Origin of the sequence: Pseudomonas sp. 91RF, assembly GCF_003576265.1 — a bacterium.
GTDB lineage: Bacteria > Pseudomonadota > Gammaproteobacteria > Pseudomonadales > Pseudomonadaceae > Aquipseudomonas > Aquipseudomonas kribbensis.
In genome coordinates this window covers 59,091-84,198 of record NZ_QWFC01000014.1, presented here as the reverse complement: position 1 = coordinate 84,198, position 25,108 = coordinate 59,091, and the positions used below count along the sequence as shown (strand labels likewise).

Annotated in this window: 17 protein-coding genes; 6 read left to right on the top strand and 11 right to left on the bottom strand. The window is 61.7% G+C overall.

Features of this window, described 5'->3' with window-relative positions; all coding sequences use genetic code 11:
* Positions 1-239: 239 nt before the first annotated feature.
* Positions 240-1,403: a type III PLP-dependent enzyme gene (locus DXT77_RS03720; RefSeq protein WP_039769212.1), complete on the top strand. Its 1,164-nt coding sequence runs from the start codon at positions 240-242 to the stop codon at positions 1,401-1,403.
* A 60-nt stretch (positions 1,404-1,463) separates the two neighbouring features.
* On the opposite strand, the gene DXT77_RS03715 is transcribed toward DXT77_RS03720, so the two are convergent.
* Positions 1,464-2,165: a tetratricopeptide repeat protein gene (locus DXT77_RS03715; RefSeq protein WP_119426761.1), complete on the bottom strand. Its 702-nt coding sequence runs from the start codon at positions 2,163-2,165 to the stop codon at positions 1,464-1,466.
* 57 nt (positions 2,166-2,222) lie between these two features.
* Entirely contained in the window at positions 2,223-2,903 is a 681-nt protein-coding gene (locus DXT77_RS03710; RefSeq protein ID WP_119426670.1) for a Fe2+-dependent dioxygenase, read from the bottom strand.
* Positions 2,904-3,111: 208 nt separating this feature from the next.
* Between DXT77_RS03710 and DXT77_RS03705 the strand changes: the two genes are divergently transcribed.
* Positions 3,112-5,436, top strand: coding sequence for a TonB-dependent siderophore receptor (locus DXT77_RS03705; protein WP_119426669.1), 2,325 nt, complete (start codon positions 3,112-3,114; stop codon positions 5,434-5,436).
* 132 nt (positions 5,437-5,568) lie between these two features.
* The gene (locus DXT77_RS03700) at positions 5,569-8,097 is read left to right on the top strand and encodes a sulfite reductase flavoprotein subunit alpha (RefSeq protein WP_119426668.1); all 2,529 of its coding nucleotides are present in this window, start codon (positions 5,569-5,571) and stop codon (positions 8,095-8,097) included.
* A gap of 121 nt (positions 8,098-8,218) precedes the next feature.
* On the opposite strand, the gene DXT77_RS03695 is transcribed toward DXT77_RS03700, so the two are convergent.
* The 4 genes from DXT77_RS03695 to ptsP all read right to left on the bottom strand — a co-directional run bounded on the left by DXT77_RS03695 (position 8,219) and on the right by ptsP (position 15,479).
* Positions 8,219-9,760, bottom strand: a complete 1,542-nt coding sequence (locus DXT77_RS03695) for an alkaline phosphatase (RefSeq protein WP_119426667.1) — start codon at positions 9,758-9,760, stop codon at positions 8,219-8,221.
* Positions 9,761-9,931: 171 nt separating this feature from the next.
* Entirely contained in the window at positions 9,932-11,665 is a 1,734-nt protein-coding gene (locus DXT77_RS03690; protein ID WP_119426666.1) for a PTS fructose-like transporter subunit IIB, read from the bottom strand.
* Between the two features lie 11 nt (positions 11,666-11,676).
* Positions 11,677-12,618, bottom strand: coding sequence for a 1-phosphofructokinase (gene pfkB / locus DXT77_RS03685; RefSeq protein ID WP_119426665.1), 942 nt, complete (start codon positions 12,616-12,618; stop codon positions 11,677-11,679).
* A complete protein-coding gene (ptsP, locus tag DXT77_RS03680) occupies positions 12,618-15,479 on the bottom strand; it encodes a phosphoenolpyruvate--protein phosphotransferase (RefSeq protein ID WP_119426664.1) in 2,862 nt (953 codons plus the stop codon). Before ptsP ends, pfkB begins: the two co-directional genes overlap by 1 nt.
* 306 nt (positions 15,480-15,785) lie before the next feature.
* On the opposite strand from ptsP, the gene cra reads away from it, so the two are divergent.
* Positions 15,786-16,781 carry a catabolite repressor/activator gene (gene cra / locus DXT77_RS03675; protein ID WP_119426663.1) on the top strand — a complete coding sequence of 332 codons (996 nt, stop codon included), beginning with the start codon at positions 15,786-15,788 and terminating at the stop codon, positions 16,779-16,781.
* A gap of 3 nt (positions 16,782-16,784) precedes the next feature.
* Entirely contained in the window at positions 16,785-17,561 is a 777-nt protein-coding gene (locus DXT77_RS03670; RefSeq protein WP_119426662.1) for a TatD family hydrolase, read from the top strand.
* On the opposite strand, the gene DXT77_RS03665 is transcribed toward DXT77_RS03670, so the two are convergent.
* The 5 genes from DXT77_RS03665 to DXT77_RS03645 all read right to left on the bottom strand — a co-directional run bounded on the left by DXT77_RS03665 (position 17,562) and on the right by DXT77_RS03645 (position 23,966).
* The gene (locus DXT77_RS03665; protein WP_119426661.1) at positions 17,562-17,951 is read right to left on the bottom strand and encodes a hypothetical protein; all 390 of its coding nucleotides are present in this window, start codon (positions 17,949-17,951) and stop codon (positions 17,562-17,564) included.
* Positions 17,952-18,103: 152 nt separating this feature from the next.
* Positions 18,104-20,134, bottom strand: coding sequence for a methyl-accepting chemotaxis protein (locus tag DXT77_RS03660; RefSeq protein WP_119426660.1), 2,031 nt, complete (start codon positions 20,132-20,134; stop codon positions 18,104-18,106).
* 184 nt (positions 20,135-20,318) lie between these two features.
* Positions 20,319-21,155 carry a regulatory signaling modulator protein AmpE gene (gene ampE / locus DXT77_RS03655; RefSeq protein ID WP_119426659.1) on the bottom strand — a complete coding sequence of 279 codons (837 nt, stop codon included), beginning with the start codon at positions 21,153-21,155 and terminating at the stop codon, positions 20,319-20,321.
* Complete coding sequence (gene ampD, locus DXT77_RS03650) at positions 21,152-21,712, bottom strand: 1,6-anhydro-N-acetylmuramyl-L-alanine amidase AmpD (protein WP_119426658.1); 561 nt, start codon at positions 21,710-21,712, stop codon at positions 21,152-21,154. Before ampD ends, ampE begins: the two co-directional genes overlap by 4 nt.
* Positions 21,713-21,776: 64 nt before the next feature.
* Positions 21,777-23,966 (bottom strand): DUF1631 domain-containing protein, encoded by a 2,190-nt coding sequence (locus DXT77_RS03645; protein WP_119426657.1) that lies wholly within the window; start codon positions 23,964-23,966, stop codon positions 21,777-21,779.
* 254 nt (positions 23,967-24,220) lie between these two features.
* Here DXT77_RS03645 and nadC point away from each other — a divergent pair, with 254 nt between their 5' ends.
* Positions 24,221-25,069, top strand: a complete 849-nt coding sequence (nadC, locus tag DXT77_RS03640) for a carboxylating nicotinate-nucleotide diphosphorylase (RefSeq protein WP_119426656.1) — start codon at positions 24,221-24,223, stop codon at positions 25,067-25,069.
* Positions 25,070-25,108: the final 39 nt, after the last annotated feature.

Sequence of the window (25,108 nt, the reverse complement as noted above, 5' to 3'; positions counted from 1 at the left end):
GCGAGCGCAGGCAAGACAAGGCGGGAAGAGGCGAGGAAGCGGAGTTTACTGGTTGTAAATGAGCATTCCGAGCCTCTTCCCAACGCAGTATTGCCAAGCGCAGTAGCTCTCAAATGATCTGAATGGCCTTTTTGCTTTCGGCGCCATTGCCTTGGGAAGTAGGCGAACCAAAGTGGGGATACGGAGGACGTTCATATGCACCCATTGATTAACGACGTTTGCCACTAGGAGTCCCAAGTATGTCGATCCAGGTCGAAGACTATTTCGCGCGCGAAACCTTTCAGAAAATGAAGGCGTTCGCCGACAAACAGGAAACCCCGTTCGTGGTGATCGACACCGCGATGATCGCCCAGGCCTACGATGACCTGCGCGCCGGTTTCGAATTCGCCAAGGTCTACTACGCGGTCAAGGCCAACCCGGCCGTCGAGATCATCGACCTGCTCAAAGAGAAAGGCTCGAGCTTCGACATCGCCTCGATCTATGAGCTGGACAAAGTGCTGAGCCGTGGCGTCAGCCCGGACCAGATCAGCTACGGCAACACCATCAAGAAGTCCAAGGACATTCGCTACTTCTATGAGAAGGGCGTGCGTCTGTTCGCCACCGACTCCGAAGCCGACCTGCGCAACATCGCCAAGGCTGCGCCGGGCGCCAAAGTCTATGTGCGCATCCTGACCGAAGGCTCGACCACGGCCGACTGGCCACTGTCGCGCAAGTTCGGCTGCCAGACCGACATGGCCATGGACCTGCTGATCCTCGCCCGCGACCTGGGTCTGGTGCCGTACGGCATCTCGTTCCACGTCGGTTCGCAACAGCGCGACATCAGCGTCTGGGACGCCGCGATCGCCAAGGTCAAAGTGATCTTCGAGCGCCTGAAGGAAGAAGACGGCATCCACCTGAAGTTGATCAACATGGGCGGCGGCTTCCCGGCCAACTACATCACCCGCACCAACAGCCTGGAAACCTACGCCGAAGAAATCATCCGCTTCCTGAAGGAAGACTTCGGTGATGATCTGCCGGAAATCATTCTGGAGCCGGGCCGTTCGCTGATCGCCAACGCCGGTATCCTGGTCAGTGAAGTGGTACTGGTTGCGCGTAAATCCCGCACCGCCGTCGAGCGTTGGGTTTACACCGATGTGGGCAAGTTCTCCGGCCTGATCGAAACCATGGACGAAGCCATCAAGTTCCCGATCTGGACCGAAAAGAAAGGCGAGATGGAAGAAGTCGTGATCGCCGGCCCGACCTGCGACAGCGCCGACATCATGTACGAAAACTACAAGTACGGCCTGCCGCTGAACCTGGCGATCGGTGATCGTCTGTACTGGCTTTCGACCGGTGCGTACACCACCAGTTACAGCGCCGTAGAGTTCAATGGCTTCCCGCCGCTGAAGTCGTTCTACGTGTAAGCGATGCTGCCGTAATGCAAAAAGCCCATGACGTGTCATGGGCTTTTTTGTGGCTGCGATTCAGGTGTTCTGTAACTCGGCGCAGCGGTGAGCGTAGGCCTGCGCCAGTGCCTGGATTTTAGGATCGGTTGCGCTCGCCAGCATCTGGCTCGCCACTCGCAGGAAATTCAGATTACCGACGGCCAATGCTTTCTCCAGCCAGACCAGCGCGTCATCAACGCGCCCCTCATCCGCCAGCACCGCCGCATGACTGAACTGTCCGCGAAAATCTCCGCCCTCGGCCGAGCGTCGATACCAGTCACGGGCCGCTGCGGGATTCGCCGGGCACACTTGCCCTTCTTCCAGATAACGCCCGAACAGGTTCATCGACTTGGCATGCCCGGCTTCGGCCGCGCGCTGATAGAGCGCCATGGCCTGAAGATGATCAACCACTACACCGCGCCCGGTCGCCAGCAGATTGGCGAGGTTGTACATCGCCCAGTCCAGCCCGGCATCGGCAGCGATTCGATAGTGCTGCGCGGCAATCGACGCACCTGCTGCACAACCCCATCCGTGCTCATGACAACGGCCGAGCATGTTGCGCGCCATCAGATGACCTTGCCCGGCGGCGATTTCAAACCAGCGCAATGCCAGCGGCTGATCCTGCGCAATCCCATGGCCATCGAGCAGAATCTGTCCGAGCAGCGCCTGTGCTTCCAGCACGCCCTCACCTGCCGCCATCAGAATGGCTTGAGCCGCACGGGCCGGACTTTCTTCAAGCATCGCGGTGAGGCGTTCGCCGTCGAGGACTTCCTCGCGGCGCAAACGAAAGTCCGCCACTTACACCTCGACCCAGCGACGCAACAGGTTGTGATAGGTGCCGGTGAGGCGGATCAGCGAAGGGTGATCGGGCATGTCCTGGGTCAGTTGCTGGATCGCACCGTCCATCTCGAACAGCAGGGCGCGCTGGCTGTCTTCGCGCACCAGGCTTTGGGTCCAGAAGAACGAGGCATAACGCGCGCCGCGAGTGACGGCGTTGACCTTGTGCAGGCTGGTGCCGGGGTACAGCACCATGTCGCCGGCGGGCAGTTTCACTTGCTGGGTGCCGTAGGTGTCCTGGATCTCCAGCTCGCCGCCGTCGTAGTCCTCGGGCTCACTGAAGAACAACGTGGCGGACAAATCGGTGCGTACCCGCTCGATGCTGCCCTTGGGCTGACGCACCGCGTTGTCGATGTGGAAATCGAAACTGCCCCCCGCCGTGTAGCAGTTGAGTAACGGCGGGAACACTTTGTGCGGCAGCGCAGCCGACATGAACAGCGGATTATTCCACAGGCGTTCAAGCATCGCGGCGCCGATTTCCTTGGCCAGTGGATGGCCTTCCGGCAGTTGCAGATTGTGCTTGGCCTTGGCCGATTGATAGCCGGCGGTGATCTTGCCGTCGGCCCAGTCGGCCCGTTCCAGAGCCTCGCGGATGCGCCGCACTTCGTCTTTCTCGAACAGAGCGGGGATGTGCAGCAGCATGTCAGAAGTCACCTGAAGGCAAAGAGGCGGCAATGGTATTGATTCTTATTGGCTGTGTAAAACCCGCTAGACGAATGAATCGGCAAAAACCGTAAGGTTAAATTGTAAAGAATGTAAATTCGTCGCGAATAACAATGTTTCGCAATTGATACGAATACCTGTTTACCCTATATTCCGCCGCCTCAAATCCTTGGGGAGGGGAATAAAAATGTCACGTCAACACGCACAATTACCCGTCAGCTCACCACGTCTGCTCGCCTCTGCCATCGGCGTCGCACTGACCGCCGGCTCCGCAGGCCACATGGTGTTCGCGGCCGAAAAGACCGACAGCAAAGCCTCCGGCAATGCCATTGCCCTGGACGCCACCGCCATCACCGGCGAAGCCCAGGACTCGACGTCCTACCAGGTCGAGAAGGCCTCCTCGCCCAAGTACACCGCGCCGCTGGTCGATACGCCGCGCTCGGTCACCGTTATTCCGCAACAAGTCCTGAAAGACACCGGCGCCCTGAACATGCAGGATGCGCTGCGCACCGTGCCAGGCATCACCTTCGGTGCCGGTGAAGGTGGCAACCCGCAGGGCGACCGTCCATTCATCCGTGGTTTCGATGCCCAGGGCGACACCTACCTCGACGGCGTGCGCGATACCGGCTCCCAGAGCCGCGAGATCTTCGCCGTGGAAAACATCGAAGTCAGCAAGGGCCCGAACTCCGCCATCGGCGGTCGCGGTGCGGCTGGCGGCAGCATCAACCTGGTGAGCAAAAAAGCGCACTTGGGCAATTCGTTCGACGGTGGTTTCACCTGGGGCTCCGACCAGACCCAGCGCTACACCCTGGACGGCAACTACCAGTTCAGCGACACCGCTGCCGGCCGTCTGAACCTGATGAGCCACGAGAGCAACGTCGCCGGTCGCGACAGCGTCGACTACGACCGTTGGGGCATCGCGCCGTCCCTGGCCTTCGGCCTGGGCACCGACACCCGCGTCAACCTCGACTACTACCATCTCGAAAGCAACGACACCCCAGACTCGGGCATCCCGTACACCATTCCGAAAGCAGGCTCGGCGGCACGCACCAAATCCAACCCGGACAAGCCGTACTCGGGTGGCGATCACAGCAACTTCTACGGTCTGGACGGTCGCGACTTCCGCAAGGGCCGCACCGACACCGCGACCTTCGCCATCGAGCATGACCTGAGCGACTCGCTGACCATCAAGAACACCCTGCGTCACGGCACCAGCATGCAGGACTACATCCTGACCCAGCCGGACGACAGCAAGGGCAACGTCAACAACGGCAGCGTCTGGCGTCGTGCGAACACCCGCGTGAGCAACACCGAGACCACCACCAACCAGACTGACCTGTTCGGCAACTTCTACGTTGCAGGCTTCAAGAACAGCTTCTCCACCGGAGTCGAATACACCCGTGAGGAAAGCAGCAAATCCTCGTACAACGTCAACACCGACACCACGCCGCGCACCAGCGCCGCGACCACCAACTGCACCCCGTCGATGATCGGCGCGTCGAGCGGCTACAACTGCACCTCGCTGTCGAACCCGAACCCGAACGATCCGTGGAACGGCGCCATTTCGCGCAACTACGCCGGCACCGACACCCAGTCCGATACTTACGCGCTGTATGTGTTCGACACCCTGGAGTTGTCCCAACAATGGCTGGTGAACATGGGCCTGCGTTACGACCACTTTGAAACCGGCTACAACACCTACAACAACGCTGGCCGTACCACCTCAAAAGGTTCGGACACCAGCGAGTTCGTCACCGGTCAGTTCGGTATCGTCTACAAGCCGGCACCCAACGGCAGCATCTATGCCTCCTATGCCACATCCGCCACGCCACCGGGCAGCACCCTGGGCGAAGGCATGGACGGCAACCCGCTGGGCGGCACACCGGACCGCAACGGCAACCTGCTCAAGAGCGACATGGAGCCGGAAACCACCAAGAACTACGAAATCGGCACCAAGTGGGATCTGCTGAACGATCGCCTGTCGCTGACCGCCGACATCTTCCGCACCGAGAAAGAGAACGCGCGTGTCCAGGTGGATACCACCTCGTACGAAAACGCCGGCAAGACGCGTGTACAAGGTATCGAGCTGTCCGCCAGCGGCAAGATCACCGACAAGTGGCAAGTGTTCGCCGGCTACGCCTACATGGACAGCGAACAGGTTGACGGTGGTGACCTGCCGGCCAACAAGGCCAACAACGGCAACGAACTGCCTAACACCCCGAAAAACAGCGCCAGCCTGTGGACCACTTATCAGGTCACGCCGAAGCTGACCATCGGTGGCGGTGCGTTCTACGTGGATGACGTGTACGGCAGCGTGGCCAACACCACCATGGTCGATTCCTACGTTCGCTACGACGCGATGGCCGCGTACAAGCTGAGCAAAAACGTCGACCTGCAATTGAACGTGCAGAACCTGACCAACGAAACCTACTACGACAAAGCCTTCTCGACTCACTTCGCCAACCAGGCGGCGGGCCGCACGGCATTGCTAAGCACCAACTTCCACTTCTGATCGAAGAGGGAAGTCGCGAGCCCCGTTCATTCACTTGAACGGGGCTTTTGTGCGTAATAAAGAACGCTTCTCGATAACCCACGGCATAATGCACGCCGTGAACACCACTTTCGAACGGACAAGGCTAGCGACGTGTTGAAGAAAACCCTGTTCCAGTTGCACTGGTTTTTTGGCATCACTGCCGGGCTGGTGCTGGCCCTGATGGGCATCACCGGCGCTGCCTATTCGTTTCAGGACGAGATCCTGAAAGCCCTCAACCCCTCCGTGTTGCAGGTGGAGAAACAGGTCGCCGGCGTCCTGCCGCCCGCCGATCTGGTGGCGCACATCGAAGCGGCCTCGGGCAAGACAGTCTCGATGCTCTCGGTCGAGACCGAAAGCGGCACCGCCGGGCGCGTCTGGTTCACCCCGCCGAAAGGCGAGCGCCGTGGCGAGATGCGTTACTTCGATCCCTACACCGCCGAATTCAAGGGCGAGGCCACCGGCCAGGATTTCTTCGGCCTGATGCTGCAGCTGCACCGGTTTCTCGCCATGGGCGATACCGGCCGCAACATCACCGGCGCCTGCACTCTGATGCTGCTGTTTTTCTGCCTGTCCGGCCTGTACCTGCGCTGGCCGCGGCAGTGGAACAGCTGGCGCGTCTGGCTGACCCTGGACTGGAAGAAAAAGGGCCGCAGCTTCAACTGGGACCTGCACTCGGTGTTCGGCACCTGGTGCATGCTGGTTTACCTGCTGCTGGCGCTGACGGGATTGTCCTGGTCCTACGAGTGGTACAACAAAGGCCTGACGAAATTGCTGTCGGATGCGCCTCAGAACGAGCGCGTGCGCGGCGGTCGTGGCCCGGCACCCGAGGGTCCGGCGCCGACTGCCGATTACGCAGCCATGTGGATCAGCATCTACAGCGCAGCAGGTCCAGGCCTCGCCTCCTACAACATCCGCATGCCGCCAGTGGCCGGCCAACCGGCGACCGTGTTCTACCTGCTCGACAACTCACCCCACGAGCGCGCGCTGAACCAGATCACCCTCGATCCGGCCACCGGCGTCGTCAAACGGGTCGACCGCTACGCCGACAAGAGCTTCAAGGCGCAATTGCTGACCAGCATTTATGCGTTGCACGTCGGCAGCTATTTCGGTCTGGTCGGGCGAATCATCGTGACCGTCGCGGCGGTGCTGATGCCGCTGTTCTTCATCACTGGCTGGCTGCTGTACCTTGATCGCCGACGCAAGAAAAAGCAGATCAAGGATGCCCGCCAGGGTCTCGAACAACCGGCCGGCGATGGCCCGGCGTGGCTGATCGGTTTCGCCAGCCAGAGCGGTTTTGCCGAACAACTGGCGTGGCAGACCGCAGGCCAGTTGCAGGCTGCCGGCCTGCCGGTGAAGGTGCAGCCGCTGGCGAATGTCAGCGAACAGGACCTGCAGGAATCAAACAACGCACTGTTCGTGGTCAGCACCTTCGGCGATGGCGAGGCACCGGACAGCGCTCGCGGTTTCGAACGCAAAGTACTGACCCGAACCTCGGCTCTCGACAACCTCAACTACTCGGTGCTCGGTCTCGGCGACCGTCAGTATCAGCACTTCTGCGGTTTCGCCCGACGCCTGCATCAATGGCTGGGCGAGCATGGTGGCAAAACCCTGTTCGCTCCGGTGGAAGTCGACAGCGGCGACCCTTACGCGTTGCGGCATTGGCAGACCCAGCTCGGCCTGATCACCGGCCAGGTGCCGGTCGACACCTGGCAGGCACCGAGCTACGGCAACTGGACGCTGGTCCGTCGTGAGTTGATGAACCCTGACAGCAGCGGTTCACCGGTTTTCCTGCTGGGACTTTCCGCACCGGATACCAGCAGCTGGCTGGCCGGCGATCTGGTGGAAGTACTGCCGCGCAACTGCCCGTGGGCCATCGAACACTTCCTCGACGGCCTCGGCATTCGCGGCGAAACCAGCGTAAAGGTCAACGGTCTGGAGGAATCGCTGGAAGTCGCCCTCGCCACCCGCCAGTTGCCCGAGCACCGCGCCCATCTGGTGGGCCTGCACGCTCAGGCGCTGGTGGATGCGATGGTGCCGCTGGCCATGCGCGAATACTCGATCGCTTCGATTGCCGCCGACGGCGTACTGGAGTTGATCGTGCGTCAGGAACAACACAGCGACGGCACTCTCGGCATCGGCTCCGGCTGGCTGACCGAGCACGCGCCGGTGGGCGGCAGCATCAGCTTGCGGGTGCGGCGCAACAGCGGTTTCCACCTGCCGAACCAGCCTGTGCCGATGATTCTGCTGGGCAACGGCACCGGGCTTGCCGGACTGCGCAGTCTGCTCAAGGCGCGGATTGCCGATGGGCAACAGCGCCAATGGCTGTTGTTCGGCGAGCGCAATCGGGAACACGATTTCCTCTGTCGCGCAGAACTCGAAGAGTGGTTGATCAATGGTGATCTGGCGCGCCTGGACCTGGCGTTCTCCCGGGATCAGGCCGAGAAGATTTACGTCCAGGATCGCTTGCGCGAATCGGCGGCCGAGCTGAAGAAGTGGCTGGCGGACGGTGCCGTGATCTACATCTGCGGTAGCCTGCAGGGGATGGCGTCGGGTGTCGACCTGGCACTGCATGACATCCTCGGCGCCGAAGAAGTCGAACGTCTGATCGAACAGGGTCGCTACCGCCGCGACGTTTACTGACCACACACAATAACTGTGGGAGCGAGCCTGCTCGCGATGACGGTTTTACATTCAACACATCTGTTGTCTGTTTCACCGCAATCGTCGGATCGCCGCCCGGAGCAAGCTCGCTCCCACAAACTCAGGTCGGTGTCAGCTTCTGCTCAAACACCGCCACCCCGTTCAGATCCCGCAGCACCACACTCATCTCCCCGCTCTGCCCCTCGATATTCACCTCGCCAAAAAACTGGAATCCGGCAAACGGCGAGGCGTTTTGCGTCGGCGGTGCTTTCTGGAACACCACTTCCGGGCCGAAGGTCTTGTCCAGCGGATTGGGCCCGAAACTCCCCGCATTCAGAGGCCCTGCGACAAACTCCCAGAACGGTTCGAAATCCTGGAACGCCGCGCGATCCGGGTGATAGTGATGGGCTGCGCAGTAATGCACGTCCGCTGTCAGGAACACGAAATTGCGCACCTGATGTGCGCGCAGGAATCCGAGCAGTTCGGCGACTTCCAGCTCACGGCCCTGAGCCGGGCCGGGGTCGCCGTTGGCCACCGCTTCCCAACGCGGCACGCCGGGGCTGATTTCACCGTCCGGCACGCCAAGGCCGATCGGCATGTCGGCCGCGATGACTTTCCACTGGGCTTTCGAGGCCTTCAATCCGCGCTTGAGCCAGTTCAGTTGCTCACGCCCGAGGAACGGTTTTTCCGCCCCGAGATTGTCGTCGTTGGCGCCGCGATAGCTGCGCATGTCCAGCACGAACACATCGAGCATCGGCCCATAGCTCAGCTTGCGATAAATCCGCCCGCCACCGTCTGCTGCCTGACGGCGCATCGGCGAATATTCGAGCCAGGCCTGACGCGCGCGCCCGACCAGGGTGTGGATATCTTTTTCCTGATAACGCTCGTCGAGCTGCTTGCCCGGCGACCAGTTGTTGACCACTTCATGGTCGTCCCACTGCCAGATCTGCGGCACTTCGGCGTTGAAGCGGCGGATGTTTTCATCCATCAGGTTGTAGCGGTAATTGCCGCGATAATCGTCGAGGGTCTGGGCGACCTTGCTCTTGGCTTCCGTGGTGAGGTTGCGCCAGACGCGGCCACCTTCGGTGGTCAGTTGCGCCGGCACCGGGCCGTCGGCGTAGATGGTGTCGCCGCTGTGGATAAAGAAGTCCGGCAGGCGCAAACGCATGGATTCGTAGATGCGCATGCCGCCGATATCCGGATTGATGCCGAAGCCCTGGCCGACCGTGTCGCCGCTCCAGACGAATCGGATATTGCGTCGCGCCGTCGGTGCACTGCGCAGGTGGCCGAGCCACGGTTCGCTGGCGACGCCGGTCTGGGCGTCCTTGAAATACACGCGATAGAAAATCGCCTGATCCGCGGGCAATCCGGTGAGTTCGACGCGGGCGGTGAAATCGCTGCGGGTATCGGCCAGCGCGGAGATGACGCGGCGCGGATGGCGGAACTGACTGCGGGTGTCCCACTCCACCACCATCCGCGCCGGGCGGTCGCTGCGGCTCCAGATCATCGCCCGGTCGCCCTGCAGGTCGCCGGACTGCACGCCGTCGGTGAGTTGCGGTCGATCCTTGACCGAAGCAATGACTGCCGGGGCCAGCCCCGGCATCAGCAAACCGGCGCCGACCACTTGCATCACACGCCGGCGACCGAGGTTGAAATCGCTCATGCTGTTCTCCCTGAAAAAAGGAAAACTTAAGCACGGGATCATGAAATAGACATGACACCAATAACCCAAGTGGGAGCGAGCCTGCTCGCGAAAGCAGTGTGCCAGTCAACATCCATTTGACTGACAGACCGTATTCGCGAGCAGGCTCGCTCCCACAGTTTTAGTACGGTGTCATGCCTTGGCGGGTTCCATTGCCAAGTCGACGGCTTCCGGCCGCTTGACCAGCGCATACACCACTGCCGTCAGCAAACTGCCCGCAACGATGGCCAGCAGGTACAGCAGCGCATGGTTGATCGCATTCGGAATCGCCAGCACAAACAGGCCTCCGTGGGGCGCCATCAGCTTGCAGCCGAAGTACATCGACAGCGCACCGGTCAGCGCACCGCCGGCAATGCTTGCCGGGATCACCCGCAACGGGTCTTTCGCGGCAAACGGAATCGCCCCTTCGGAGATGAAACACAAGCCCAGGACCAGCGCCGCTTTACCCGCCTCGCGTTCGGTCTGGGCAAATTTGCGCCGGGCGATGAAGGTGGCGATGCCCAGACCAATCGGCGGCACCATGCCGGCGGCCATGGTCGCGGCCATCGGTGCGTAACTCTGCGAAGCCAGCAGCCCCACCGAGAACGCATACGCAGCCTTGTTGATCGGCCCGCCGAGGTCGACGCACATCATGCCGCCCAGCAGCACACCGAGCAGGATCGCGTTGGTGGTGCCCATGCTGTCAAGGAAATGCGTGAGCGCCGCGAGCATCCCGGCCACCGGTTTGCCGACCACGTAAATCATCACCAGCCCGGTGATCAGGCTGGCGAACAGCGGGATGATCAGAATCGGCTTCAGCGCTTCCAGACTTTGCGGCAATGCCACATAACGACTGATCAGCTTCGCCGCATAACCGGCAATGAAACCGGCGACGATCCCGCCGATGAACCCGGCGCCCAACGTACTCGCCAGCAAACCGCCGATCATTCCCGGTGCCAGTCCCGGACGGTCGGCAATCGAGTAGGCGATGTAACCGGCCAGCAACGGCACCATCAATTTGAACGCGGTCTCGCCACCGATCTGCATCAGCGCTGCCGCCAACGTGCCTTCCTCCTTGAACGCGGTAATGCCGAACACGAACGACAACGCAATCATCAAACCGCCCGCCACCACCATCGGCAGCATGAACGACACACCGGTCAGCAGGTGTTTGTAGACGCCGGTTTTCTCTTGTTTGGCCGGGGCCTTGCCGTCGCTCGCAGCGCTTTCCTGCTTGCCTTCGGCCAGGGCTTTTTTCAGCGTGGCTTCGGATTGCTTCAACGCGATCCCGGTGCCGCAGCGGTAGATCTTTTTGCCAGCGAAACGCTCGGTGGCGACTTCGATATCCGCCGCGAGTAGCACCACGTCGGCCTCGGCAATCGCCGTTGCGCTCAGGGGATTTTTTGCTCCCACCGAGCCCTGGGTTTCCACTTGAAACTCATAGCCCAGACGCTTGGCGGTTTGCTGCAACGCTTCGGCTGCCATGAAGGTGTGAGCCACGCCGGTCGGGCATGCGGTGACGGCAACGATGCGCGGCACGCGCTGCTCGACCGCAGCCGGGACAGCTTCGCTGGCGATATGAATTTCGGCTTCTTCGGCACCGCGACGCAGCACCGCTTCGACATCCTGCAGCGCTTGCGCCGGCGCGATGCGGAATACGCGCTTGCCGATGAAACGCATCATGTCGATATCGCCGGTGGCTACCAGCAACACCCACTCCGCGGCCTCGATGGTGGCCGCCGACAAGGCGCGTTCCGGATGCGCCGCATCCACCACTTCGACGCTGGTGCTCCAGCCCTGACGCTGGGCCGCAGCATCCAGCAGCCGGGCGCACAGCACACTGGTGACCATGCCGTTCGGGCAGGCCGTGACAATGGCTAACTTCATGACAAACCCTCTTATTGTTCTGTCAGGGGACGCACGCGCACGCCCTGTTCGAGCTGCGTCAGTTGCGCAGCATCGTGAATACCGAAGCCGATCTGGGTCACCGCCTGCGCCGCAATCGCCGTGGCCGTGCGCAGGGTTTGTTCCGGTGTATCGGCGCTGAGCAGACCGTGGAGCATGCCGGCCACCAGCGAATCACCGGCGCCGACCGTGCTGGCGACGCTGACCTTCGGCGGCGTGGCATGCAACGCCGAGCCGACGCTGAACCAGTTCACACCGTCGGCACCGTGGGAAATCACCACGTGCTCGATGCCTTGGGCGTGCAAGCGACTGGCCGCTTCTGCCTCTGCGACGTGGGACAGCACTTCACACCCCAGCGCGTCGGCCAGCTCTTCGGTGTTCGGTTTGATCAGCCACGGGCCAGCCTTGAGTGCGGTGCGCAACGCTTCGCCGCTGGTGTCCAGCGCCACCTTCAGACCCAGCCCCTTAAGGCGTTCGATCAACTCGCGCAACCACTTCGCACTGACCCCGCGCGGCAGACTGCCGGCCACCACCACCGCGTCATGCCCCGGCGCGATCTGCACCAGTCGATCCAGCAACGCCTGTTGCGCCACCACGCCCACTACCGGTCCCGGACCGTTGATGTCGGTGATTCGTCCGTCCTGCTCCGCGACTTTGATATTGCTGCGGGTCTCGCCCGGAACGCGGATGAAGGCGTCGACGAAGCCGCGCTTGGCGAACAGGTTTTCGAATGCCTGCAAATTGTCTTCGCCGAGAAAGCCACTGACCGTCAGTTGATGACCGAGGTCGGCCAGCACTTGAGCAACGTTCACGCCTTTACCGGCAGCGTGGGTGTGCATCTCGTCGCTGCGATTGACCTGACCGGGCTCCAGACGCGGCAACTGCACCGTGAGGTCCAGCGCCGGGTTGAGGGTCAGGGTAAGAATCTTGGCCATTACAGGGCCTCCACTAATGCGCGCACTTCGTTGGCGCTGCCCACGGCCAGGGCTTGTTGAGCAAGGGTTTGCGTCTGGGTCAGGCTGAGTTCGCGGATGCGTGCCTTGACCTCGGCGATGCTGCGTCCGGAGACGCTCAATTCATCTACACCGAGGCCGACCAGCACCGGCACCGCCAGCGGATCCGCCGCCAGCTCGCCACAGACACCGACCCATTTGCCGTGGGCATGGGCCGCGCGCACAGTGATGTCGATCAGTTGCAGCACCGCCGGGTGCAGGCCGTCAGCCTGGGCAGACAAGGTCGGGTGACCACGGTCGATGGCCAGGGTGTATTGGGTCAGGTCGTTGGTGCCGACGCTGAAGAAGTCCACCTCTTTGGCCAGCACCGGCGCCAGCAACGCGGCGGACGGCACTTCGATCATGATCCCCAGTTGCAGGTCGGCGACCGGGATTTCCAGGCGCAGGCGTTCGGTCATGTCCCGGGCCTGACGCCATTCGTCGACGCTGCCGACCATCGGGAACATGATGCGTAGCGGACGGTTGTCCGCCGAGCGCAGCAAGGCGCGCAACTGCGCTTCCATGATCTGCGGGCGCTGCAGGGTCAAGCGAATCCCGCGTACACCGAGGAACGGGTTTTCTTCCTTGGCAATCGGCCAATACGGCAACGGTTTGTCGCCGCCGACGTCGAGGGTGCGCACCACCAGCGGCCGACCGGCGAGGCCGTCGAGGACGCGGCGGTATTCGGCTTCCTGAGTCGCCTCGTCCGGCACCTGCGGGTGAGCCATGAAAATCAGTTCGGTGCGCAGCAGACCGATGCCTTCGGCGCCCTGCTCCACCGCGCTGATCACACCGGCGCTTTCGCCGATGTTGGCGAACACTTCCACGGCGTGGCCATCGGTGGTGTGCGCCGGTTGGTGACGTTGTTCGGCGGCGGCTTTCAGGCGTTGTTCGCGGGTGTCGCGTTCTTCGGCGGCGCGTTGCAGGGTCGCGGCATCGGCATCGACATGCAGGCGACCGCGCTGGCCGTCGAGCAGCAGCGGTGTACCCGGTATCAGCAGCAACACCGCTGCGCCCGCACCGACCAGTGCCGGAATGCCCAGCGCGCGGGCAACGATTGCGCTGTGAGCAGTGGCACCGCCACGGGCGGTGAGAATTCCCGCAACCCGCGCCGGATCGAGCCGCGCCACATCGGACGGACCGACTTCATCCATCACCAGAATGTACGGTTGCTCAGGCTCGGCGGGCGTCTGCACGCCGCACAGTTGCGCCAGCACCCGACGCCCGATATCACGCAGATCGGCGGCGCGTTCGGCGAGCAAGGCGTCCTGCAACGCTTCCTGTTGTTTCGCGGCGACCTCGATCACGGCCATCCACGCTGCCTCGGCGCTTTCGCCGTGCTTGAGGCGGGTATCGACTTCATCGGTGAGTTCCGGGTCGTCGAGCATTTCCTGATGGGTGATGAAAATCTCGCGGATCGCCTTGGCCTTGCTGCGTTCGATCAGACCTTGAATATCCTGACGCACCTCGGCCAATGCGTTTTTCAGACGCTCCCGCTCGATGGCTGCAGACTCGCCACGCAACGGGTAATCGATGGTTTGCTGGACCTGAATGTGCGCCGGGCCGATGGCGATGCCGGGGGCGGCGGGAATCGCTTGCAGCAGGCTGCCGGAGGCCGGGGCGCTCACGACTTCGGCAATGTCGGCGATGACTTCGCGCTGCTGACTGACTGCCGGCAACGGTTCGACTTCTTCGCCGAGGCCTTCTTCGATGGCCGCCAGCAAGGCCGGCAAGGCATCGGCGGCGATGCTCGGCTCGGCGATGATTTCCAACACCTGACCGCGACGGGCGCCGAGGCTCAGCAGTTTACTCAGGCTTTTCACCGACACGGCGCTGTCCTGACCGTCGACGATGCGGACACGGATTTCACCCTCAAAACTCTTCGCCAGTTGCGCGAGGATCTTCGCCGGCCGCGCATGCAGACCATGGGCGTTGGCCAGCGCAATCCGAGCACTCGGCCAGTCGGCCGGCAATTCGCCGCCGAGCACTTCGAGGACTTTTCGGCTGCTGGTGGCGCGACCCAGTTCATGGCCGCGACCTTCGATCAGCAACGCGCACAACCGCTCGAGCAACGCCTGATGCGCTTCACCGAGGCTGGCCAGACAGAACAGACCGCTGAGCGGCTGGCCGAGGTAACGCATCGGTTTGTCCGGGGTGACGAACGCCAGACCCGGACGCTTCACGGTCTGCTCGCTGTGCAGCCACCACAGACCATCGCCCAGCGGCAGCGCTTCGACTTGCTGCAATACACCGGCGAAACCGTTGCTCACGCAATCGGCTTGGCGCAGCAGACGTGCACCGCGCCAGACCAGCTCTTCGAAATCGTCGGCGGAGACCCCGAGACCGATCATCTGCGCATCCAGCGCCAGCTCTTGCGGCGCGCCTTGCAGCAGTTTCAGCAGGGCTTCGGGCGAACTGGCGCGGCGCAGGGCCTGGCCCAGATCAGTCTCGCCGAGGGCACGGGTCAGCAGTTGCAGCAGGCGCAAGTGTTCGTCGGATTTGGCCGCGATGCCGATGGCCAGATAAACGATCTGCCCGTCGCCCCAATCCACACCGTCGGGAAACTGCATCAGCCGCACGCCGGTGGCGAACACCTGATCGCGGGTTTCGGGCGTGCCATGTGGGATCGCAATCCCCTGACCGAGAAAGGTCGAGCCCTGGGCTTCCCGCGCCTGCAATCCGGCCAGGTAACCGTCGGCGACCAGACCGTCAGCGACCAGATGACTGGCCAGCAGTTGCAGGGCGGCGGGTTTATCCACAGCCGATTGGCCCATGGATATCTGCTCTACAGTGAGCTCGAGCATGCGATCTCCTTTTTGACGCGTTGGTGCGCCAGGTATTGTTTTGAATGGTTGCAGCTTAGGCGCTGGTAGGCTTCTCTTTCAGGAGGCAGTTTTGGCGGTTTCACGGCAGAACCGGCCAAAGGCGTCTAAAACGTAGAAAATACGCTTGCTGAAACGTTTAATCTAGATTGATCGGCACGTTACTCGATAATGTCTCATCCTTGAAGTCCAACTTGTCGGATGCGCTGCGACAATGGTCGCCTGCCTGAATCGGGTAGGATTGGCGAAAATGTGGCGGCAAGCTCGAAAAAACAAGGAAATCCCGGGTTGAAACTCAGTGATATCGCGCGGTTGGCCGGAGTGTCCGTGACCACCGCCAGCTACGTCATCAACGGCAAGGCCGAACAGCAACGCATCAGCACCGCGACCGTCGAGCGGGTGCGGGCGGTGGTCGATCAGCACGGCTTTACTCCCAATCCACAGGCCGCCGGGCTGCGCAGTCGGCACACCCGGACCCTGGGTTTTATCCTGCCGGATCTGGAAAACCCCAGCTACGCGCGGATCGCCAAGCTGCTGGAACAAGGTGCCCGGGCGCGCGGCTATCAGTTGCTGATCGCCAGCTCCGACGATGCGCCGGACAGCGAGCGGCAGCTGCTGCAACTGTTCCGCGCCCGACGCTGCGATGCGTTGATCGTCGCCAGTTGCCTGCCGGCCGGTGACGACAGCTACCGCCAGTTGCAGGCCAAGGGCTTGCCGGTCATCGCCATCGACCGGGTGATGGATCCCGAGCATTTCTGCTCGGTGGTCAGCGACGACCGCGAAGCCAGCCTGCATCTGACCGAAAGCCTGCTCGATCCGCAGCCGAAACAGATCGTGCTGCTCGGCGCTCGCCCGGAACTGAGCATCAGCCAGGAACGTGCCGCCGGCTTCAAACAGGCCCTCACCGGCTTCAAGGGCGAAGTGCTGGTCGAGCATGCCGAGTCCTTCAGCCGCGAGTGCGGCAAGCAATTGATGGAAGAACTCCTGCAACGTCTCGGGCATTTGCCGGATGCGCTGGTGACCACGTCCTACGTGCTGTTGCAGGGTGTGTTCGACGCACTGCATGACTTCCCGCTGAAAAACCGCCCGTTGCGTCTCGGCACGTTTGGCGACACCCAGTTGCTGGACTTCCTGCCGCTGCCGGTCAACGCCATGGCCCAGCAGCACCAGTTGATCGCCGACAAGGCGCTGGCATTGGCGCTGGCGGCGGTCGAGCAATCTGATTACCAGCCTGGCGTGCAGGCCATCGCCCGTACCTTCAAGCAGCGTATTCACCGGGACTGAGCCGTGGAGCTGATCGACAGCCACACCCATCTGGACTTTCCCGACTTCGACGTCGACCGTCCGGCGTTAATGGCCGAAAGCCGTGCCCTCGGGGTGCGGCGGATGGTGGTGTTGGGAGTGTATGAAGGCAACTGGCAGCGGGTGTGGGATCTGGTGCAAAGCGATCCCGAGCTGTACGCGTCTTTCGGTTTGCACCCGGTCTATCTCGATCAACATCGGCCAGAGGATTTGCTTGCACTGGGCGACTGGCTGACACGGCTGCACGGTCATCGACAACTGTGCGCCGTCGGCGAAATCGGATTGGACTATTTCATCGAAACCCTCGACCGCGAACGCCAGCAGGCGCTGTTCGACACGCAACTGCAACTGGCAGCGGATTTCGAGTTACCGGCGTTGATTCATGTGCGGCGCAGTCATGCGGCGGTGATTGCCACGCTCAAGCGCTTCAAGCTCAAACGCGGAGGCATCATCCATGCCTTCGCCGGCAGCCGTGAAGAGGCGCGGGAATACATCAAGCTGGGTTTCAAACTGGGTCTCGGCGGCGCGCCGACCTGGCCTCAGGCGTTGCGCATGCATCGTGTACTGGCGGATTTACCGCTGGGCTCGGTGGTACTGGAAACCGACTCACCGGACATGGCGCCCGCCATGTACCCCGGCGTGCGCAATACTCCGGCGCATCTTCCGGCGATCTGCAACGCGCTGGCGGGATTGATGAATATCAGTGCAGAACAACTAGCCGAGGCCAGCACCGCCAACTGCTGTGAAGTGTTCGGCTGGTAGTCAGTCGCCGTGAGCTTTGGCCGCATCGAGAATCAAGGTCATGTGCTGACGGTGGCGGACAAAACGTGTCAGCGCGAAGTACACGAAAATCACGATCAGTGAGGCATTCAACTGTTCAGTCACACTGAGCAGTCCTACCCATTCCATCACCAGCGCCACCAGCAGCGCGGTGCACACTGTCACCGATGCACTGAAGCGCAACAGGCCCAGCGAATCCAGGGATTTGAAGCGTCTGATCTGTTTCGGGCAACGCAGCTCCAGGGTTTTCTGGCAGTGAGCGCAGGTGAACGGTTCATTGATCGCGATGGCATTCAGTTGCCAGGGTTTGAGCAGCAGCGTGGTCTGGCAATGGGCACAGCGGCCCTGGACTCCCAGGGTTGCAACAGACATGTATGGCCTCCTCCAAACGGTCAGTTGATGTGATCTTGATCCATTGAAGACGAAAAATCAGAGCCCGGAGGAAATCAGGAAATTGCTTACAAACGTAAGCAAAGAAGTACTACAAATTATTCCGACACACCTGCCTCGGAGAGGCAGGCTGCTCAAACCCGGAAGGCGCTGATCAACTGCTTCAACTCAACCACCTGCGCCGACAGTGCCCGACTGGCATTTTCGGTCTGATGGGCACCTTCGGCCGTGCGCTCGCCGGCGCGGTTGATCTCGACGATATTCTGGTCGATGTCATGGGCGACGGCCGTCTGCTGCTCCACGGCAGCGGCGATCTGCTGGTTCTGATCGACGATCATGCCGACCGCACCGAGGATGTTTTCCAGCGCCTGCTGAACCTTTTCCGACTGTCCGACCGTGCCGCTGGCCATCGAGTGGCTGACGCCCATGGCTTTCACCGCCGCGCCGACACCGCCGTGCAGTTTGGCGATCATCTGCTCGATTTCTTCGGTCGATTGCTGAGTGCGCTTGGCCAGTGTCCGCACTTCGTCCGCCACCACCGCAAAGCCCCGGCCCTGCTCGCCGGCCCTCGCCGCCTCGATCGCCGCGTTGAGCGCCAGCAGATTGGTCTGTTCGGCGATGCTTTTGATCACCTCCAGCACGCTGCTGATCGACTGACTGTCGCTGGCCAACTGATTGATCACCCGCACCGACTGATCGATCTCGCTGGCCAGTGCGGCGATGCTGCCCTGCTGCGACTCCACCAGGCCACGTCCGCTGATGGTTTCGTCGTTGACGCTGTGGGCGCTGCTCACCGCAGCCGCCGCACTGCGCGCAACTTCCTGCGAGGTCGCCGACATCTGGTTCATGGCCGTGGCGACCTGTTCGATCTGGGTACGTTGCCCGGCCACGGCCTGGTTGCTCTGCGCCGAAACATCTTCCACTTGCCCGGCCTGACGCTCGACTTCGCCGACCGTATGGCCGACCCGCTCGATCAGGTCGTGAATTTTGCGCACCGTGCCATTGAACACCTCACCCAGTTCACCCAGTTCATCGCGGCTATGGGCCACGAAATTGACCGTCATGTCCCCGGCCGCGACTTTGTCCATCATCGCGCCAAGGCGTTTCAGCGTATTGCGGGTCGAGGCGTAGAAGCCGCCATAGAGGTAGAAAATCAGCACGAACACCACCGACAGCGCCACGGCCTGCAACACCATGTGCGTGCGGTTCTGCGTCAGGCGCTGTTGCAATTGGGTGTCGAGGAATTTCAGGGTGGCTTCGTTGAGCTGACACGTGCGATCCATCAGCCCGGTGACCTGATCGTAAAAAGCCTGCCACGGCGCATCGAGGGTCTCGGCGACCACCACTTGCTCTTCGAAGATTTCGCTGGCCTGCTTCAGCGAGGCCTTACTGGCGTCGGCCGCCGCACTCAACGAATCCCGCGCGGCTTTGCTTGAGCCCAGCGCGTCCTGCAGTTTCAGCCCGTACTCGCCCTGTAGTTTTTCGATTTGCGCCAGCAGTTCATCGAAGCGCGTGCTGGAGGAACTGTTGAGAAACCCCTGCCCCAACGAAAAAGAGCCCATGGCCCGGCCTTCGCCAAGGGTCTGGGTGATGGCTGGCGTGATCGCGGTGACCAGTTCGCTGAGTTGGCGGATATCACTCTGGGTGTCGCGGCTCAGACCGGCCTGGCTGGCGACGATCTGACTGAAAATCTGCGCACTGCCCAGCAGCTTGCCGATCAGCGCACTTTTGCTTTGCAGAGAGTTCTCCGCTTGCTGGGCCTTGAACGCGGTAATCATCTCATCGCGCTTGGCATCGAAGACCTTGATTTGCTCCGGGTCGTCGGTCATGGCCGTCAGCCCTTGCAGGCGCGCCAGAACGTTTTGCTCGAGGCTGGTGATTTGCGACTCGACATTACCGGCCTTGCCCGACTGGCCGAGGGTGACGTTGATCTGCACCAGATTGTTCAGGGTTTCCAGATCCCGACGCAGGGTCAGGCTGCTGCCCAGCAGGTCGAGGCTTTGCAACTCCACCCGGGTGCCCTGGAATTCGCGATAGGAATCGCGCACCAGATAGAAGTTGGTCACCAGCATCGGTACCAGGAACAGCACGCTGATCAGGCTGAACTTCATGCCGAAGCTCAGGCGGTTCATCAGCGAGACGGCGGGATAGAGCAAGCTCTTCACTGGAAGTCTCCCTTGGTTTTTTCTTGTTTTTATTGGCAGGCGCGGGGCGACAGCAGATAGCCACTATCGGGCGCTATCTCTGTATAGCTCAAATCGAAGGGAGGTTTTGTAACTTAAGGTTAACGGCAGAGGATCGCCCGAACGCGGGCTGCGTTCGGGCGACATTTTGATCTTCAGGCAGGCATCAGTGGATCAGGACGGTCCAAAGGGCAAACCCGGCGTACCACAACACCGCTGCACGCAGCAGCAGCTCCCACAGGCAATCGAGAGTGTTGATGCCTTCCGGGCCAACGGCGGCGGGCGGAATTTCTCCGGCGGCCAGGCCGACCCTGTTGATCAATTGCGCGGCGCTGATGTTCCAGTTCAACAGCTCATGCAGCATGATCCGGCTGACCGCGACGAAGTTGCCGACCAGAGCCAGACTCGCCGCCAGCAGGCGCACCGGCACCCAGTCGAACGCGTGCCGCAGCTGCCCTGCCCGCTCGGCCAGTGCCGGGTTCTGTGCGTTTTCCTCCGCCAAGGCCAGCAGGCGATAGCTGAGCGCGGCAACCGGGCCCAGCAGGAAGTACCAGAAAATCACCGCAAAAAAGCTCTGGTAGGCTTGCCACAACAGATGCCGCTGCACTTGTTCCAGCAATTGCTCGCCACTCTCGGCGCAGATATCCAGATCGCGCTTGGCCACGTGAGCGGCGGCTTGCAGATCTTCCCGACGCCAGGCATCACGGAACGGGCCGAGACCGCCGAGCAGATCGCCGCGCCCCAGGCTGTAAATCACCACCAGCAAATGCACCGGCAAGGCCAGCAAACCATAGGCAACCGGCTCCAGCACCAGCAGCAACAACCCCAACAATGCCACCGGCAGCAGCACCAGAATGACCAGCACCAGCCACGGCCGTTTTGCCAGGTTGCCGCTTTCAAGCTTGTGCAGTTCGCGGATCCATCCGCCATCGCGTTGAACCCGATGGCGCAGGGCCGAGAACTTCTCGATCCATACCGCCAGCAGTAACACCAGAAAACTCATTGTCCTTCCTCTTTTGCCAGGGCGGCGCGGTAGCGTGCCCAGTCGAATGCGGGTCCGGGGTCGGTCTTGCGTCCGGGTGCGATGTCGCTGTGTCCGCAGATACGTTCGACAGTGATCGCTGGAAACGCTTTTTGCAAATGCCGGGTCAGCACGATCAACGCCTGATACTGCGCATCGGTGAATGGCAGATCATCGGTGCCTTCGAGTTCGATGCCCACGGAAAAATCGTTACAGGTTTCCCGCCCTTCGAACACCGACACGCCGGCATGCCAGGCACGCTCAAGGCAGGAGACAAACTGGGTGACCTTGCCGTCACGTTCGATCAGGAAATGCGCGGAGACGCGCAGGTCGGCGATCCCTGCAAAATAGGGATGCTCCGTGACATCCAGACGATTCTGGAAAAATTCCTGCACCTTGCCGGTGGCAAACTGCGCCGGCGGCAGGCTGATGTTGTGGATGACCAACAGGGAGACTTCGCCCGCCGGGCGTTCATTGAAGTTGGGCGAGGGGCAGACCTGCACCCCGTGACACCACCCGCTTGCGGGATCCAACTGCATACCGATTCCTTCAACGCCGACTGTGTTGGCGCCCAGTATGCCGTGATCGGCCCCCGGCGCGCGATCACTTGCCGCGATTGAGCCGTCGCAGATTGCCGAGCACAGACTCCAGCGCGCGATCGAACAACAACGTGTCATCCAGCGCCCGCACCGTCCCGCGACGGAACTCCATGGCCAGGGCGATGCGGTTACGCTCCTGCACTTTCGTTCCGGTGCGGTCGACAAACACATATTTGCCGGTCGCCTCGATGATCGCCGCCAGTTTGCAGCGCAAGGTGTGCTCTTCATCCTCTTGGAACGACACCCAGCTACCCAGGCGCAATTGGTCGACCTGACGCAAACTGGCGTCATCGGCCGGCAAACGCTCCGGGCCCAACATCGGATGCCCTTCGTCGGCGGTCTGCAGAACGATGGCCTGAGACACCTGGATCATCGGCGGCGATTCGGCCTGATCCGGCTCGGCGGAAGGCTGGAGCAAACGGACGTGCAACGCTTCCAGCGCACTGAAAAACTCGCTGGTGGCGAACGGATCGAACGCCGAACTGCTCAGCCCGTCACGCAGCGATTTGAGCAGTCCCGGCACCAGCGACAGCAAACGCAGGCCCGACTCGGCATCCTCGTGACGCTGCACGCTCCAGATCAACTGCTCCATGGTCTGCACGTCGGCCTGCCATTCGGCGGACTGATCGCCGTGCTTGAGGCACGTCAGCAGCAAGACTTTGCTCCAGGCCGCCTGGACGAAGGTCACCACCGACGGCGGCAGGACTTTGCCCAGCATCGCCTGGTTCAACGCCTGCTCGACACGCAGGCGGGCCAGTTCGGTCTTCGCCCGGCCCTCTTCGGCATCGCGCAGGCGCTGCTCAAGCAGTTCGCTGCGGCGGCGCTCGTCGCTGGTGAAGGTGAGGAAGTCCGCCAGCAACTCGGAGAAAATCGCCGGGTCATCGACGAAATCCGCCAGCAAACGCTGCACCACTTGCTCGATGCGCAGATAGAGGCTGTCGCGCGCATCACCGTCGCATTCGCCCCAACCCATGGCCGCTTCGGCGATTTCATTGAGCAGGCGTCGTGCCGGATGGCTGCTGCGACTGAAAAAACTCTTGTCGATCACCGCAACTTTCAACATCGGGATCTGCAACCGGGCGATCAGCGCCTTGAGCGAATCCGGCAGGTTGCGGTCGTCGAGAATGCAGTCGAACACCATGGCAACCAGATTGATCACATCCTCGTCCGCACCGCCGACGATCCGCGATTTGCCGCTTTTTACGCTGACTCGGGTCAGCAGTTGTTCAAGCTGATTGCGCAAATCGAAATCTTCCTGCCCCGCCAACGCCGGCACGTACTGCTGCAAGTGCGAGAGCAGACGCAGCAGGTCACGGGTGGAAATCGGCTGGGGTGCCGCACTCGGTTCAAGGGTCGGCGCGACACTGCCGCGCACGTGCAACAGCAACTCCTGGAGTGCGGCGAAAACTTCCTGCACGCCCGCGTCCGCCGGCGATTGATCGTGTTCGTCAAACTCGCTGTGCGCGCTGGCCGAGGCGTGATCCCTGGCCCGGCGGGCCGGTGCAGGCTTGAGCTCGGGCAACACCCCGGTGGCGACCAACAGTTGGTTGGCCTCCGCGAAAAGTTGGTCGGTGTCGGCCAGCACATAGCGCTCGAACAGTTTGAGCAGGATCAGTTTGACCTTGATCTCCACGCCCAGGTTGCGCCCGGCCTGGAGGAAATACTCACACAGCATCGCCGGGCCCAGCGGGTTGTGTTGATCGTCCAGGGATTTGCCGAGCAGCGCATTGAATCGCGCGGTCAATTGATCAAGGGCGAAACCGTCGCGATTCAGTACGCGCCCCACCATCGTTTCGATCGCGACGCTGCGCTCCATGTCGTCGGTGCGCGCCGTGGTTTCCTCGTACTGCAACGCGTGAGGCACGACGTTCGGTACGGGATCATATTGAGTGAGGCCGACAAAGGCCTCGAAGAATTGCTCGAGAAATCCACGCTCGATGTTCTTGCGCTTGAGGCGCAGGTCGCGCATGGCTTCGAAAAAGATGTTCTGTTCGACGTCGTTGCGGGCCCGGTCGGCCATTTCGAACAGGGTATCGTCGGCGTTATCGAACAGTTCCTGCAGGCCGTTGCGCAGGCGCTGTGCAGCCTTGTCGCGAACCTGAAGCAGAATCACAGGCAGGCGGGCGAGCGGCGAGTGAGTCGCCTGATCGGTAGCAGCCTTGTGCAAAGGCACTACGTTCCCGTCGTTGTGCATCCAAGCCTCCTGAAACGGTGATTTGCCGACGTCAAAGTCATGGCGTCAAATGCAAGGCGGATTATCTTGCAAAAGTTGTCTCCGGCGCCAGAGCCGTCAGGGTTTCCCCTATGCGCGATACCTTTCAGTGACCACGCCGGAATCGGGTTTGCTCAAAGAAAATCGACCGGATGCAGCGCTACGTAGCCGTTCTCGCCTTGGGTTGGCCGACGCCATGCCCCTATAATCGGGCCACTTAGTTTGTGGAGCCCGTTATGCCGAATCTACGTCTCGCCGATTTGACCGCCGAAATCGAAGCCAACGTGCGCCGTGCGTTGCTCGAAGATATCGGCAGCGGCGACATCACCGCGCAACTGATCCCGGCCGAACGCCTGGCCAAAGCCACCATCATCACCCGTGACGCTGCTGTGATTTGCGGCACAGCCTGGGTCGATACGGTGTTCCGTCAGCTCGACCCTCGGGTGGCGGTGCACTGGCAAGTGCGCGATGGCGAGCGAGTTTCCCCGAACCAGCCGTTGTTTCACCTGGAAGGCCCGGCCCGTTCCCTGCTGACCGGTGAACGCAGTGCCCTGAACTTCCTGCAGTTGCTGTCCGGCGTGGCCACCCGCGCGCAATACCTCGCGGACTTCGTCGCCGAAACCGACGTGAAACTGCTCGACACCCGCAAGACCCTGCCGGGCCTGCGCCTGGCGCAGAAATACGCGGTCACCTGCGGTGGCTGCCATAACCACCGCATCGGTCTGTACGACGCGTTCCTGATCAAGGAAAACCATATTGCCGCCAGCGGCGGAATCCCGCAGGCCATTGCTGCCGCACACAAGATCGCGCCGGGCAAACCGGTGGAAATCGAAGTGGAAAGCCTGGATGAACTGAAGGAAGCGCTGGCAGCCGGTGCCGACATCATCATGCTCGACGAACTGAGCCTCGACGACATGCGCGAAGCCGTGCGCCTGAACGGCGGCAAGGCCAAGCTGGAAGCCAGCGGTGGCATCAACGAAAGCACATTGCTGCCGATTGCCCAGACCAGGGTGGATTACATCTCGATCGGTGCGATGACCAAGGATGTGAAGGCCGTGGACCTGTCGATGCGCCTGAGCCTCTGAATCGAGCGCGCAATAAAAAACGCCAGCCCTTTCGAGGCT